Source organism: Shewanella sp. LC6, from assembly GCF_006385735.2.
GTDB lineage: Bacteria > Pseudomonadota > Gammaproteobacteria > Enterobacterales > Shewanellaceae > Shewanella > Shewanella xiamenensis.
The window spans coordinates 129,561-144,973 of record NZ_CP043903.1 but is presented as its reverse complement, the minus strand read 5'-3'; the positions used below and the strand labels follow the sequence as shown (position 1 = coordinate 144,973).

At 45.1% G+C, this 15,413-nt stretch carries 11 protein-coding genes and 3 pseudogenes; 3 read left to right on the top strand and 11 right to left on the bottom strand.

From position 1 onward, the window contains the following. Positions 1-6: 6 nt before the first annotated feature. The 4 genes from FJD32_RS23200 to FJD32_RS23185 are packed head-to-tail and all read right to left on the bottom strand — an operon-like array spanning position 7 to position 3,923. Positions 7-1,251 (bottom strand): efflux RND transporter periplasmic adaptor subunit, encoded by a 1,245-nt coding sequence (locus tag FJD32_RS23200; RefSeq protein WP_011711697.1) that lies wholly within the window; start codon positions 1,249-1,251, stop codon positions 7-9. Between the two features lie 8 nt (positions 1,252-1,259). Then, the gene (locus tag FJD32_RS23195) at positions 1,260-2,543 is read right to left on the bottom strand and encodes a TolC family protein (RefSeq protein ID WP_140907292.1); all 1,284 of its coding nucleotides are present in this window, start codon (positions 2,541-2,543) and stop codon (positions 1,260-1,262) included. Between the two features lie 13 nt (positions 2,544-2,556). Next, the gene (locus FJD32_RS23190; protein WP_140907291.1) at positions 2,557-3,537 is read right to left on the bottom strand and encodes a M56 family metallopeptidase; all 981 of its coding nucleotides are present in this window, start codon (positions 3,535-3,537) and stop codon (positions 2,557-2,559) included. A gap of 8 nt (positions 3,538-3,545) precedes the next feature. Next, positions 3,546-3,923, bottom strand: a complete 378-nt coding sequence (locus tag FJD32_RS23185) for a BlaI/MecI/CopY family transcriptional regulator (protein ID WP_011711700.1) — start codon at positions 3,921-3,923, stop codon at positions 3,546-3,548. 87 nt (positions 3,924-4,010) lie between these two features. Between FJD32_RS23185 and FJD32_RS23180 the strand changes: the two genes are divergently transcribed. Next, positions 4,011-4,361, top strand: coding sequence for a DUF3147 family protein (locus FJD32_RS23180; RefSeq protein WP_037426010.1), 351 nt, complete (start codon positions 4,011-4,013; stop codon positions 4,359-4,361). Between the two features lie 239 nt (positions 4,362-4,600). Here FJD32_RS23180 and FJD32_RS23175 read toward each other — a convergent pair whose 3' ends face one another. Further along, the gene (locus tag FJD32_RS23175; protein WP_240200033.1) at positions 4,601-4,849 is read right to left on the bottom strand and encodes a hypothetical protein; all 249 of its coding nucleotides are present in this window, start codon (positions 4,847-4,849) and stop codon (positions 4,601-4,603) included. Between the two features lie 105 nt (positions 4,850-4,954). Between FJD32_RS23175 and FJD32_RS23170 the strand changes: the two are divergent. Beyond that, positions 4,955-5,893, top strand: a pseudogene (locus FJD32_RS23170) (IS4-like element IS10A family transposase); the annotation flags it as partial. A gap of 18 nt (positions 5,894-5,911) precedes the next feature. Here the strand turns inward: FJD32_RS23170 and FJD32_RS23165 are convergent. Continuing rightward, positions 5,912-7,522, bottom strand: a complete 1,611-nt coding sequence (locus tag FJD32_RS23165; RefSeq protein ID WP_011787758.1) for an IS1634-like element ISSpu7 family transposase — start codon at positions 7,520-7,522, stop codon at positions 5,912-5,914. A 127-nt stretch (positions 7,523-7,649) separates the two neighbouring features. Here FJD32_RS23165 and FJD32_RS23160 point away from each other — a divergent pair. Beyond that, positions 7,650-7,931, top strand: a pseudogene (locus FJD32_RS23160) (IS4 family transposase); the annotation flags it as partial. 214 nt (positions 7,932-8,145) lie between these two features. Here FJD32_RS23160 and FJD32_RS23155 read toward each other — a convergent pair. The 5 genes and pseudogenes from FJD32_RS23155 to FJD32_RS23135 all read right to left on the bottom strand — a co-directional run bounded on the left by FJD32_RS23155 (position 8,146) and on the right by FJD32_RS23135 (position 15,383). Next, positions 8,146-8,748 carry a DUF2913 family protein gene (locus tag FJD32_RS23155; RefSeq protein WP_011711503.1) on the bottom strand — a complete coding sequence of 201 codons (603 nt, stop codon included), beginning with the start codon at positions 8,746-8,748 and terminating at the stop codon, positions 8,146-8,148. A 93-nt stretch (positions 8,749-8,841) separates the two neighbouring features. Then, the gene (locus FJD32_RS23150; RefSeq protein WP_240200032.1) at positions 8,842-9,753 is read right to left on the bottom strand and encodes a DNA replication terminus site-binding protein; all 912 of its coding nucleotides are present in this window, start codon (positions 9,751-9,753) and stop codon (positions 8,842-8,844) included. Positions 9,754-10,268: 515 nt separating this feature from the next. Next, a complete protein-coding gene (locus FJD32_RS23145; protein ID WP_205403061.1) occupies positions 10,269-13,382 on the bottom strand; it encodes a type I restriction endonuclease subunit R in 3,114 nt (1,037 codons plus the stop codon). Between the two features lie 63 nt (positions 13,383-13,445). Beyond that, positions 13,446-14,159 (bottom strand): annotated as a pseudogene (locus FJD32_RS23140) (Fic family protein); the annotation flags it as partial. Positions 14,160-14,174: 15 nt separating this feature from the next. Continuing rightward, positions 14,175-15,383: an IS4-like element IS10A family transposase gene (locus tag FJD32_RS23135; RefSeq protein WP_001206290.1), complete on the bottom strand. Its 1,209-nt coding sequence runs from the start codon at positions 15,381-15,383 to the stop codon at positions 14,175-14,177. Positions 15,384-15,413 lie beyond the last annotated feature (30 nt).

Below are 15,413 nucleotides of genomic sequence, written 5' to 3'. Positions count from 1 at the left end.
GAACTCCTAGTGATCGTGTGATGCGCCAGACTTTTCAATGTCGGCTTTTAAGATGTAGCTATTATCGGTCACGTATTCAGTACCAGGCTTTAAGCCACCAAGCACTTCGACCCACTCACCGTCTTGACGGCCAAGCTCCAGCATACGGACTTCGTACTGCTCTCCGACCTTAGCAAAGACGACGGTAAAATCACGAAACCCTTGTAATCCGACTCTTTTAACCGCCAATGGCACCTCAATGGTTGCGACTTCAATACTGGCATTTACAAAACTGCCCGCAGTCAAAACCCCGTTAGGATCGGCAAGTTTGACCCACGCAATACGGGCTTGATCGTCACGAACCTCTGGTTCAATAAAGCTAATGGAACCTTGATAGGTTTCCTCCACACCCTCGACGTTGATAGTGACAGGTGCACCTAAGATGACGCTTTGATAATCAATGGGGTACACAGCAAGCTTAGCGATATAGTGACTGTTATCGGTCAGTGTCAACAACTGACGCCCTAGGGTTTGTTCTCCATTGTTGGCGAACAATGCTGACACCACGCCATCGGACGGCGCTTTAATTTGATAGGGTTTTAAGCTCTCATTACTTTCTACAGTCAAAAGGGTTTGCCCCTTTTTCACCCTGTCACCCAGTCCAACATGTAACCGGGTAATTTCGCCGTCAAAACGTGCCGCAATTGCACGTTGCGTCCCGACGGGTAGCGCCAATGTGCCATAGGCTGGGATGGTTTGATGCAATGTGGCAGGGCCTGCAAAACCAGAGTGAATCTCCATCGCACTGGCAACAGCCTGCTCGATAGTGGTACGGCCTTCAAAGTTGTCATACTGCCAACGGTATGTTTTACCTTGGTATTTCGCCTCAATGGTGACGATAAACGAATGGGGTTCATAGATCTCCATATCACCACGGAGAAAATCACCCTGCGCATTAAAGCGAATGTCATCCACCACATTGCCTAAACGGGTCAATTTCACACTCAAATCGACGGTCTTAGGATCGAGCGGTTTCCCCTCAAAGCTCGTCCAAACACGGAACTCAGGGGGAACGCCCGTTTCAAAAATGGCGAGCTCTAGTGCAAAATCGCCCTCACGCAGCATACGTCCACGATGCGGCCCTTTTTCGGGTTCAGCTTGCTCGGCAACGGGCGCTGAGGATGCCATTAAAGGTGTTGAAGCGACGGCATTAATACCCAGACTGAGCAGTATCGCCAAACTCAATGACGAAAAGGTGTTGTTATTCTTCATAGGTAATCTCACTGAGAAATGGATGTGCCCGTTAGGCGTTGAATTTCAATGTGTTGTAAATGCAAACTTTCAAAGGCATCCAGCAACTGATATTGAGCACTGAGTAATTCCCGATACACGTCATTGTATTGGTTGTAGCTGAGCAGACCTTTATCAAAGGCATTGCTTGCCTCAGACAGAGCTTTTTCAAGGGTTGGCACTATGTCACTGCGCACTGTATCGATAACATGTGCAGAATGTGCCATTTCCTGTAACAGCACATACAACTGGGCATCCTGAGCCTGCATTAATGCGTTTTGCTCATTGGCGAGTACATCTTGCTGTGCTTGTAAGGCGGCTATGGTTCCCGCATTACGGTCACTTGAACCCCAAGGGATAGAAATACCCGCGACTAAGCCAAAATCATCACTCGCCTCATAGCGCCTCACGCCAGCGGTCACTTGCCACTGCGGCTTAGCTTCTATTCGTGCGAGCTCCATTTGCGATTGAGCAATGCGTTGCGCAGTCGCAAACTGTTGAAAACGAGGATGCTTTTTTAACAAGTTAAGCTGACTGTCAACTGATGGCACAGCAGGCATATCAAGCAGATTGCCGTTGAAACGATAGGATGCCTTAGGCTTTCCCCACTGTGATGCCAATTGATATTGGCTGGCTTTGAGTTCATGCTCGATATCTTCGACGGCCAAGCCACGACGGATAAGCTCAGCCTTTGCCAACTGTGTTTCAACCGCAGAACTCTTTCCCGCTTGCACACGTTTAGCAACGGTTTTGACAACCTCTTTTGCCTGCTTTTCTGCTATCAGATTGAGCTTGAGGCGTTCTTGCTTCACTAACAAATCAATAAAATGTTTAGCCACCTGTGAAGACAAATCCAAGGCTTTGATTTGTTTTTCTATATCTAATTGAGTGGCCTCTGTTTTAGCCGTGTTAACACGACTATCAATCAAATCTTGTTGCAGTAACCATGAAAAACTGAGCGTAGATTGCATACTTTTCAGAGCACTGTGTTCACCAGTACCCAGAGCATCCTCAATCATTAAACCTATTTCAGGCCGCTCACCGACACTTGCCTGCTGTATTCGCCCTTCCATCACGCGCTGCTGCGAGTTGAAAATCTGTAATTCTGGGTGTTGCTGAAGTGTCAAAGTCACAGCATCGGCTAAGGTGAGTGTTTGTGGCGCTTCATTCGATACCGCAACGGCAGGGAATACTAAACACATTCCTAGCACAATGGAGGAAAACCGATAGCCAATCGGTTTTTTAGTTCTGACGTTAAAAAGCAAGTCTCTCATTCCCAATCCTTAATTAATGGGTGAAGAAGGTTTCGATAATGTGGTGAAGGCTATCGACAGTTGAAGCGGTTAAAAGTGGGACGATGGCTAAGAATAACAACGTTAAACCGATCGCCAATCGGGAAGACGTTAACCTAGGTTGAATCAGTCGCTGTACTCGAACACTGGTTTGATCGTTACCGAAATAACTTGTCTGTAAACCATCACAACCAAGAGTTACGCTTCGCTGCATTCGAGCTACATTTATCAAGGCTTGAGCGACATCTAGATTGTCATGCTCAGTGGTCACAGCATGATCTGCAAGCTGTTCAGTCAACAGGGTAAAATGTCCGATTAAATTGCGTTTGGCCGCTTTCGGATAAAAACCAGCAAATGCAGCAAAGATGACTTTAAATAAAGGGTCTCGAGCCACGACATGCGCCATTTCATGTCGAACAATAATATCGAGTTGCTGTTCTGTAACCTTTTCTTGCAATCCTGTGGTCAGGTAAATCTTAGGGGACACTAGACCTGTGGTGAAGGCCGCAGGAATTGCTTGTGCTAACGAATAATAGCGCTGCTGAGTTATAGTCACCTGAGGTTGGATCTCTGATAATCCAATCAGAGATGCCATTGTTGATGATTGCTTTTTACGTACATAAATGGTCGAGATCATCGACCATATCAAATAACCGAAGGCCGACAACAAGGTAAAAGCATGCCAACTGCTGAAGCTAAAGATGTCGACGTGATGCCAATGAGCGAATTCATTTAACCAAGCAGTAGAAAACAACTCTTGCTGCCTTGGCCAGAAAAAGGCAGCACAGCTTATGGCTACCCACCAAGGTACAGTAACCAAAGCCCATAGGATAACTTTACGTAACCTAAAAGTAAGATGCTCGAATCTTGGCAAAGTTAATCGTAGGGCGTTCGAGATGCACGCAACACTGATAGCAAATGCCAGCACTGCAACACTCAATAAATTTAGTGCTATCGCTAAATCGCCAACAAACATAACCCTAATTATCCTTTCCGAAGTTTACGTTGTTCTTCAATTAAATGTTCTAGCATATCGAGTTGGGCATCATTCAGATTAGCTGATGCGGAACTAAATGCCGCAATGAGACTATGCTCACCTTCTTCGACAAAGTCGCTAGTGATATTGGTAATAAGTGTAGCGATCAACGCTTCTCGGTCCACTTTTGCCCTGTAAAAATAGGCATGTCCTTGCTTGGTTCGACTCAGCAATCCTTTTTTAAATAAGCGTTCTAAAGTGCTCTGAATGGTATTAAGAGAGTTCCCTCTAGAGACACCAAGCACAGCATGTACTTGCTTTGCATCAGCTTCAGATTCTGTCCACAGATGCTGCAAAACCTGTTTTTCTAGTTCACCTAACTGCATAACACTTTTCTCTTTCCATAATGAACGATATAGTGACAGAATAAAAACCGATAGGCAATCGGTTTTTCTATTCAAGGAGAGGACACTATGGGCTGGTTAATTACGAAGTATCTGATCACAGCTGCTATAGTCGTCGCCGCTTCTGAGCTTGCTAAGCGCAGCGATAAACTAGGAGCGCTCATCGTCGCGCTACCATTAGTCACTATTTTGGCAATGATTTGGCTCTATGTTGAAAAACAGCCAATGGAGAAAATAGCAAACCACGCGTGGTACACATTTTGGTATGTTGTACCGACTTTGCCTATGTTTTTGATCTTTCCCTCTTTATTGCAGCGCTTTGATTTTTGGCCATCCTTACTCATTGGTGTAGTGATAACCGTACTTTGCTTTGGGCTGTTTGCACTGCTCGTAAAATTATTTGGGATAAATTTAATCTGAAAGCACAGTATTCTTAATGAGAGGGGCACTCTTTCAGATTACTAAAATTTGGTCAATCAACGATTATTTATTATGACTTTTTGAAGGCGGCTAAATCGCTTTGGGGCAAAAATGTGCTAACTCTTAATCCGCACATTCACCAAAAGAGCCAAAAAATATCAAACTATTATATAAACGCACAAAGGATTCATAGAGTTAAGTCCAATAATTTACACATTTGGACAATATCACACGCTATATTAATTGTGAATGTCATCTGGCATTACTTTGTTGAGGATATACAAGAAAATCGCCGCCGAAGTGCAGGTGACAACTACGGTTCCAATGCCATAAATAAATAACGAAATTAACGTGCTAACAAAAAACACGTTTTGAATAACCATCGCCGGAAATGTATTGGTATTATCCATTTTAGTTGTGACCAGTAATGTGGCAAGCGCCAGAAAAGCAGGGGTGTGAAACTCAACAAGCCCTTTATCACTTAGCACTGAAGAATCCCCTGATGATTTACAAATAAATCATCAAATTAGGGTGGAAGCGCATCTTGTTGCATGATCAAATGGTTTCGCCAAAAACTACACTTGGACAACAAGATGCGCGAAGCCAATATCCTACAACATTCTTTACACCAATACTGCCCAGAACTTCACCTAAAACGATTAAACAGCTTGATGCTGGCCTCTAAGGCACTGATTGAATGTAAGACACTGACCTTGACTGAGTTAGGTCGAAATTTACCAACCACGGCCCGAACCAAGCACAACATCAAGCGCATTGATCGTTTGCTCGGCAACACGCATCTGCATCAAGAACGGTTAGCTGTCTACCAATGGCATGCCAGCCTCATCTGTTCTGGTAACCCTATGCCGATTGTGCTCGTCGATTGGTCAGACATCCGAGAGCATAAACGCATCATGGCTCTGCGCGCCTCAATAGCCTTCAATGGCCGCTCTATTACCCTGTATGAGAAGTCCTATCCCCTATCAGAACAATGCTCTAAGGCCTCCCACAACGGTTTTTTAGCGGACTTAGCCAAGATTTTACCTTTGCATGTTACCCCTCTCATCGTGACTGACGCGGGGTTCAAAGTGCCTTGGTACAAAGAGGTTGAGGCGCATGGTTGGTTTTGGCTAAGCCGTATTCGCGGTACAGTTCAATTTGCAGATATTGGCGCTGAAAATTGGCGTGCAGTTCGCAGTACACATGACTTGGCCAACGGTCAAGCGAAGAGCCTGGGTTGTAAGACCTTGACCAAAACTAACCCTATCAATTGCCATCTCACGCTTTATCGTAGCAAACCTAAGGGGCGTACAAATCAGCGTTCAACGAGGACTAATTGCCACCATCCATCGGCAAAAACGTACTCAACATCGGCGAAAGAGCCTTGGGTGTTAGCCAGCAATTTACCACCAGAATCTCGGAGCCCAAAGCAGCTGGTAAACCTGTACGCCAAACGTATGCAAATAGAGGAAACCTTTCGTGACCTCAAAAGCCCGGCATACGGCTTTGGCTTACGCCAAAGTCGTACCAACCGACATTCCGCAGCTAATTTAGGAATAAACTACCTCATAGAATCTACCGAGTAATTTGAGTAGTTGTGTTTGGTGATCTTGAAGTCCAGTGATGAACCTTTGGCCGTTAATCTCTAGCGTATCTATGCCTTCGAATTGCAAGAAGACCCAACGTGCCGTCGGTCTGGAGGTCGTCTTGTTCTTTACCATACTTGGGAAGAACGCTTCGGTTTGTGCGAGTTGTTCTCTGATTTTGTGTTCTAAACTAGCGTAAACAAGCAAGCTCAACGTCATTATCATTAGCAACGCTTCAATGCGCTCAGGCTTTTTCAAGAAGATGGAAGAGGTTAAAAACTCAGGGCTTTTTAGAAAACGGAAGCCGCGCTCGACTTTTTGTTGCGATTTGTAATGTGCTAGAAGAGCCGCCATGGTGAGTGCTTCATTGTCGGTGTCATTCGTCGCGAGGATAAACATGCCTACTTTGAGCTTAGCCAGTTTTACTTTTTCTAGGTCGGTGAAGGGGGCGGCTTCGATAAAGTATTGGTATCCTGTCGGTGCTTCATCTGTCTTTGGGCGGCCCGAATGAGAGTAAGTCGGCTGTTTGATGAGAGTGCCTTGTTCAAACCCAAGTAAGTCACATTGTTTCTTGAAATCGTTAAACGCTAATTCTGCGTCAACTTCACAAGCGAATGGTTTTTTACTTAGCTTTTCCAACGCTTTGATTTCTTTTGCTATGTTTTTCTCTAAGTTCTTGAAGAAAGTGATTTCTTCCCGCTTGGTGGCCTGTTCACTGTGAACGAGCAACCAACGTTGATTGACCTTTCCGTAATCCGAGTCTATCCAACATCCTGAGTAGCCATGACCGATAGTGCTTAATTGCTCTGGCTCTAGCGCAAGTAGTGCTTGTTTTGCGAGCTTGATGGTCATGGGGACACGGGTAATGAATTTTTGATTTTGCTCATCTAGCGAGGAGATGCTTTCTTCGGTGTACAAAGCGGCATCAGCGATAAAGTAACGACTATTTTGCGCGGCTTTTAGGCAATGTATGTGTCTTTTAGTGACTTCAGCGAATGCCTTGGCATCATTGGTGTTACCACTCAGTGCTTGCATGTAAACAGGAATACCTGCTTGGTTTTCACAGATGAGTTCAAGCACGACTTGGTTAAGCTCTGGCCTATGATCCCGACTATAACCTCTTACAAGCTTAATCACGTTGGTGTTTTCATCTTGTGCATACTCACCATCAACGTGGAAGCTAGTGATATCAAGATGAACAGAATCGGTCGTCAAGCCCAGTTTATCAACAACACGCTCAGCAATAACCTGATAGAGCGCTGAGACATCGGCTTCGTATAGAGCATCTAATGTGCGGCCTAGTACATCATCAGTCAGGTGGTGTGCTTCAATGTCTTTGGCGAGTAGCTTAGATACAGGCTTGGTCTTAAAAAAGTCCGAGAACATGTGCAGTGTTCTGCTATGAAAGCCAAGTCCATTTAGGAGCATGGCCAATACCGCGTCACCATGAGAAACATTGTGGTCAGAATATTTTGGGATAACGGCATCTATCATCCGTGGCAGGCCAATTTCGTGACAAAAGGCGGCAATGAGACCAAGGTGATCTAAGCGTTTAATAACAGGATGGGTAGACATATTTTGAGACCGTCAAATAGCAGTAATAGATCAAAACTGTCGATCGCGGTCAAGATGGTGTCGTAGTTTTTATGAAAAGCTGATCGCCAGATCACACTATTTAAATTCTGGAATTAGCTGCGGAATGACGGGTACCAACAGTCCAGAGCGATTCGACATCATCCTACTGATAGCGTTGATGGTTCAATGCCTGTTGTGGCTAGTTGGTTTACACGCACAGCAACAGGGCTGGGATAAGCATTTTCAGGCCAATACCATTGGGCATCGAACGGTACTCTCAACGATTCGCTTGGGATTGGAGGTACTCAGGCGGCCTGATTATCAAATCACGGAGAAAGAATTGCTGGCGGCCTGGGTATTATTCGCCAATCAGTTGCTCAAATATGGCTATGCTATGGCTGATTTATGAGGGGATCCTTCAGCACTTAGCATATACAACCCAGCCGCCATAAAAGCGAAAGCGGCGCCTGACCGGAGTAAAGGTATTGCGTGATTATGTCGATAAGGGAACATCATCCACAACGCCCAAAAGAAGCCTAAGCCGGATAAGTTGCGTACAACATCATGTAAGGTAAGAGAGGATAATTGAATCATAGCGAGATTACCTTTCAGCTATTTTTGCACTATTGAGCATCCATCCAATGAGCGCTATCGATGATAAAAATGTCTGCAGTGTTGTTTGTTAAAACCACACATTCAATCAATTGATAATCTGAGTTAAACAACGTCTTAAGTGCAATTAAATTGTCCTCTGAAGTGTAGCGATAGTTAATTATCATCGGAGCTATTTGCCGGCCATCTTCATTGAAGCAGTTCTCGATCTGCACTCGGTTAAAACGTATCTCACAGGCATTGTGGTCCACTGTCACAGGTTGTTCACTGGTGCGGAATTGGATTGGCTCTTTGATAGCATCAATCGCAGTGACCAACCATTCAGCGAGCGCCATCATCCTGTCGTATTTGACACTGGAGCTGTTGATAACCGATAACATTTGATTAATGCAGGCTTCCATGTCCTGCCCTTGGCGCCCAAGCAGGATGACACGCTTAACATGACTCTTAATTTCACGGCAAGCCTTGTCATCGACAAATGGCTTTAACCTTTTAATCAAAATCTCATTGCGGCGCTGAACAGGAACAAATCGGCCTGATTCTGCGCAGGTGAGATAGAGGTGCATCTGAGCAGAGCGAAACACTGTCTTAAGCTGCTCTTCGTAACTGTTCATCTTTTTAAACCTTTCAAATTAAATTGCTTTAGGCACTGTATTACTTCGTGAAAATTACGCAAAATTGAGGGGGTCACTCTCCGTTTGCGGTCTTTAATTCCTTGCTTCATAGCTGGAGCCATTAAAGGATCCCAGTGGCGTAGCTGCTTGCTTATCGGCACGAGTACCGCGCTTAACTGAAGCATCAAACGTAGTGAGCGGCTTGATCTCCAACGGCTCACTTTGCAATACGATAAGCGGCATCGTAGCGGTAACCGTTTTCACCTTCCCGTTAATCATGAGATTGGCCACTGGCTGCGGTTGAATATCCCGACGCGCCCGAATCATAGCTTCTGGGGTGCTCAAGATGTTCTGCTTTAACAGCAATAGCTGACTTGGGCATTCATCGCCAAGGCGCTTAATATCCGCGTTCAGTCGCTCAAGCAATTTGTCCTTATCGACCTTCGACACCACATCTTTGCATAACCAACTGAACCGCGCCGAGGTCATTGGCTCGTTAAAGCAGCGGATTTGGCGATAGAGATGTAACGCCATGACACCAAGGCAAACCTCTCGTAGTTTCTCAAATCTGTCTGCACGGGCGCTGTACTTGGTGGTGATTTCCTTCTCGATGGCCGCTTTAGCCAAGTTAATCCGGGCAATGACATCCATAACTTTGTGAGTGACTAACGGCGATGTGGAGTACCAAAGCACCCCAGGCGTTCTACGAGCTGAGCGCTGCGAGTAATCAGGATGAATGTGTAAATCACCGTAAGCGAGTTTGGCATTCGTTACTGCAGCCAGACCCAGTGTTTCGCGTACCGAAATCACCGTCACCGGCTCGCGCACTTTCTCAGCCGATTTCATGACGGGCGGTACAGGTGTCACGCTGGCACGGACAGGGGTATTCGAATCAAGCAGGTGATTGAGCTCCTGCAATGAGGATTGGATCACTTCATAGCTATCCGATATGATACACAAAGCCATCACCTTAAAGTATTTCTGTTGTTGTCTTACTGTAACCACTTTTAGTCCATCATGCAATGTTGTTGACTAACAAAGATAGGCGTACACCCCCACCTCCCGAGTACCTGGATAGATAATTAATTGTGCATATCGAGTGGCGATGGCCTTATTCAAGAAAATGTAAGAGATATTTTAGAAAAGCCTAGGTGCGCCGTGATTTTGGAAATTTCCGCCAAATTCGAGTTAGGACGTTGATAGTCTGGTTTTTTTCTAATTATTGGTATGTTGTGAATGTTAGAAATGCTGTGAGGATACCGCTGTATAAATCTTTGTATGTTGGGAGATAAGGTCAATATTTATTGAGTTATTCCTTCCATCCTTCATCAAATCGTTCAGTTAATTGGTTATTTATTTATTAGCTCCATTTGTGGGCCAATGACCTATCCAGAAAATGCATAATAATTAAACTAATTTGAATATTCATATCTGCTATCTCGAAAAAAAACAGCACTAATTTAAAAATATCGAGCTCTTTTCATCAAGCATTAACTACGTGAAAAGAGCTCTTCATATCACTACAACTGCCCACCCACACCTTTGAATTTTTCAACAAAAGCGGCAATTTTCTGAAAAACCGTTTGCTTCTGGGTTCGGTACTGTGGGTTCAATGGGCTAAGTTTCGGCAGCGCCTCATTAAGAGCAGTGCCATTTTCAGAGGCGTACTCACGTTTGAGTGATGATGCAATATAACGTTTGGCAGCATCGATATTGAGCTTTTCAGAGGCAATAATGGCATCGGCTTCGCGCTTCTGCTCCGCCTGGGCGAATTTGAAGAAAGCGTCGATAATGCTGGCTTTGTCATTGATCTCATCTAGGTTTGTCTGGTTAATAAAATCAACCACCAAGCTCTCTTTCGCTCTATTGCCAAGGCTACCGCGGATCATACGACGAACTTCTTCAATCAAGCCTTCTTTGCTCTTGTTCTTCTTATTGTGATCAAAAATCAGTTCAAGAATGTAATCGAGGTTGATTTCTTGCGATTTAAGCAAATCAATTTCAAAGACCACATCGTCCCAGTCTACCGTTGACTTATCTTTATCCTGACCTTCTTTATCGCGTCGCAACCAGTCGCGGGTATCGTTGTAGGTAGAGCGATAATCTTGGATAGCACGTTCGCTCGGCATATCGATGGTTTGCATTGCCTCGATGTCAGCATCGTCCAGATAGTACTTTGACTTAAACTCTTCAACAGCTTGTTCATCACTGGTATCTAAGCTTTGCAGTGCTTTTAATCCAGCAAACTCATCGTAGTTTTGTAGAATATTTTCTGCTTTTAGGTATTCACCAAACAGCTTGGCAAACTCTTTTTTATCTTGTTCTTTTTCAATATTTTCTGGGTTTGGAAAGCGTTCTTGCAGCTCTTTGACGATATCAACAAAACCTCGACGCGCTTGGCCAGTAGCAATATCGTTAAAGCCTTCCATGTATTCTTTGTAGCTCTTCTCCAACACCACGTTTTTGGTGTTTTTGTCACCAAACAAGGTGATTGCATCAATGGTTGCCTGTTCCAAATCACGGAAGGTAACAATATTGCCAAAGGTCTTCGTCGCATCATAAATGCGGTTAGTGCGAGAAAATGCCTGCATCAAGCCGTGATAGCGCAAATTCTTATCAACAAACAGGGTATTAAGCGTAGGCGCATCAAAGCCCGTTAAAAACATCCCCACCACTATGAGCAGATCTATTTCTTGATTCTTCACGCGCTGAGCAAGGTCACGGTAGTAGTTCTGAAAGCCATTACTGTCCACGCCATAGTTAGATTTAAACATGGCGTTGTAATCTTTAATCGCGGCGCTCAAAAACTCTTTTGCGCTGCTGTTCATGGCACTGACTTCAAAACTCTCATCTAAAATATCACCAATGGCGTCCTGCTCTTCATTGGCAGCAAATGAGAAGATAGTTGCAATGCGCAGAGGTTTACTTGTAGGTCCATTCTCAGCCTCGGCCTGCAATGTTTTGAAGGTTTCATAGTAGGCTTTCGCCGCATCAACACTACTGACCGCAAACATGGCGTTAAACCCTTTGGCGCCAGAATAGGCTCGATGTGTTTTCTGGTTAAAATGGCTCAGAATATACTGCGAGATTTCACCAATGCGCATTGGATGTAAGAAGGCTTTCTTATTCTCCGCCGCACTAAGCTTCTTATCATCCTGCTCAGTCTCAATGCTCTTAAATTGCGGACGAACATCGTTATAGTCCACTTTGAACTTGAGTACTTTTTCATCACGAATGGCATCGGTGATCACATACGTGTGCAACTGCTGGCCAAACACGCTACCCGTGGTTTCTGCGCCCAGTGCATTTTCTGGGAAAATGGGCGTACCGGTAAAACCAAACTGGTAGTACTTTTTGAATTTCTTCTTCAGGTTTTTCTGCGCTTCACCGAACTGGCTTCGATGACACTCATCAAAAATAAAGACAACCTGCTTGTTGTAGATAGCTAAATCGCTTTCGCTTTTGATTAAGTTGTTGAGCTTTTGGATTGTGGTGACGACAATCTTGTTATCGTCTTTATCCAGGTTACTCTTAAGCCCTGCGGTACTGTCTGAACCGTTCACACTATCAGGCGAGAAGCGCTGATACTCTTTCATGGTCTGATAGTCGAGGTCTTTTCTGTCAACCACAAAAAATACTTTATCGATACAGTCTAAATCGGTGGCCAAACGTGCCGCTTTAAAGCTGGTGAGTGTTTTGCCTGAACCCGTAGTGTGCCAAATGTAGCCACCGCTCTCTGGCTTAGCCCAGTCTTTAGCGTTAAACGCGCTCTTTATCTTCCATAAAATGCGCTCTGTAGCGGCAATCTGGTAGGGGCGCATCACTAGCAAAGTATTGCTGACATCAAATACCGAGTAACGCAAGATCACTTCAAGCAGCGTCTCTTTCTGGAAAAAAGTGGCGGTAAAGTCTTTTAAATCCTTGATCAGCGTATTGTCTGACTTCGCCCAGTTCATCGTAAAATCGAAGCTGTTTTTGTCGCGCTTGGTGGTATTGGCAAAATAGCGCGTGTCGGTGCCATTAGAGATCACAAAAAGCTGCAAGAACTTGTACAACGAGTTCTCTGCATTAAAGCTTTCTTTGCTGTAGCGATGTATTTGGTTAAACGCTTCACGGATTGCCACACCACGCTTTTTCAGTTCAATTTGCACCAAAGGCAAACCATTGACCAAAATCGTCACATCGTAACGGTTGGCATGGCTTCCCGTTTGCTCAAACTGCTTAATGACCTGCACTTTGTTACGAGCAATGGTCTTCTTGTCGAACAGGTAGATGTTTTCGATATGGCCATCATCAAAGACAAAATCGAAGATATAGTCACTGTGCACTTTGCGAGTTTTATCAAGAATAGTATCGCTTGGGGTGTTTAAGTATTGCTCGCAAAAGCGAGCCCACTCGGCATCGGTAAACTGGACCTTATTAAGGGCTTGTAGCTGCTTGCGCACATTCGCCAGCATGGCGTCTGGCGTCGTTAGCGCCGGTAAATACTCATAGCCCTGGTTGCTTAGGTCCTGAATCAGCTCACGTTCTAAATCACCTTCGCTTTGAAAGCTTTCGTTAACCTGCCACTCTTTAGTGTATTTATCTAACACAATAAAGTTATTGGATTCTGCCACCGTTTTATACGTTGTCATTCGTTTACATCCTTTTTTGTTAGCCGTGGTGTTTTCCAAAATGGAAATAGCCACCGCATCGCATTATTCAGTGACTTGCCAATGGCCGGTTTTATCTGAACCTACCCGAGTTAACCTGCCTTCTTTTTGTAGTTTGCTAATGGCACGGCCAATGGTTCTCACGTCTTTATTCAAGGTATCAGCGAGCTGTTGTCGGGTTAGCTCGGGCGTGCTAGTAAGCAAGGCTAAAATGGCCTCAGGCGTTTTAAGGCCCGTTACATTGATAAGGGTATTTACAGGGGCGTTTTTACCTTCTTTTAGAGGGGCGCTTACAGAGGCGTTTTGCGCCAGCGTTTGCTGAATAACCGACAACATAAAATGAATAAACGGCGTACTGTCTGCTTGGTTATCGGCCTGCTCAAGGGCGTGATAATAGGCTTGCTGATGGTCTTTAATCACACTTTCTAGCGGCAAAGATAAAAACAACGGATGCCACTTGGATAAAATCAGCGTTTGCCATAACCGCCCCATACGACCGTTACCATCGGCAAAGGGGTGAATAAACTCAAATTCGTAATGAAATACACAACTGGCGATCAATGGGTGGTCTTTTGTTTGCTTAAGCCATTGGAGTAAATCAGCCATTAAACCAGATACTTGATGGGCAGGCGGCGCAACATGGTGCACCACACCACCTTTATGGATACCCACGCCTTTACTGCGAAACTCACCGGCATTTACAAGAACATCTGACAGCATTAAACCGTGAGCCGTGAGTAAATCGGAAATCTCGCTGGGTGCTGAAGGATCCCCTCATAAATCAGCCATAGCATAGCCATATTTGAGCAACTGATTGGCGAATAATACCCAGGCCGCCAGCAATTCTTTCTCCGTGATTTGATAATCAGGCCGCCTGAGTACCTCCAATCCCAAGCGAATCGTTGAGAGTACCGTTCGATGCCCAATGGTATTGGCCTGAAAATGCTTATCCCAGCCCTGTTGCTGTGCGTGTAAACCAACTAGCCACAACAGGCATTGAACCATCAACGCTATCAGTAGGATGATGTCGAATCGCTCTGGACTGTTGGTACGACTTTGGCGTAAGCCAAAGCCGTATGCCGGGCTTTTGAGGTCACGAAAGGTTTCCTCTATTTGCATACGTTTGGCGTACAGGTTTACCAGCTGCTTTGGGCTCCGAGATTCTGGTGGTAAATTGCTGGCTAACACCCAAGGCTCTTTCGCCGATGTTGAGTACGTTTTTGCCGATGGATGGTGGCAATTAGTCCTCGTTGAACGCTGATTTGTACGCCCCTTAGGTTTGCTACGATAAAGCGTGAGATGGCAATTGATAGGGTTAGTTTTGGTCAAGGTCTTACAACCCAGGCTCTTCGCTTGACCGTTGGCCAAGTCATGTGTACTGCGAACTGCACGCCAATTTTCAGCGCCAATATCTGCAAATTGAACTGTACCGCGAATACGGCTTAGCCAAAACCAACCATGCGCCTCAACCTCTTTGTACCAAGGCACTTTGAACCCCGCGTCAGTCACGATGAGAGGGGTAACATGCAAAGGTAAAATCTTGGCTAAGTCCGCTAAAAAACCGTTGTGGGAGGCCTTAGAGCATTGTTCTGATAGGGGATAGGACTTCTCATACAGGGTAATAGAGCGGCCATTGAAGGCTATTGAGGCGCGCAGAGCCATGATGCGTTTATGCTCTCGGATGTCTGACCAATCGACGAGCACAATCGGCATAGGGTTACCAGAACAGATGAGGCTGGCATGCCATTGGTAGACAGCTAACCGTTCTTGATGCAGATGCGTGTTGCCGAGCAAACGATCAATGCGCTTGATGTTGTGCTTGGTTCGGGCCGTGGTTGGTAAATTTCGACCTAACTCAGTCAAGGTCAGTGTCTTACATTCAATCAGTGCCTTAGAGGCCAGCATCAAGCTGTTTAATCGTTTTAGGTGAAGTTCTGGGCAGTATTGGTGTAAAGAATGTTGTAGGATATTGGCTTCGCGCATCTTGTTGTCCAAGTGTAGTTTTTGGCGAAA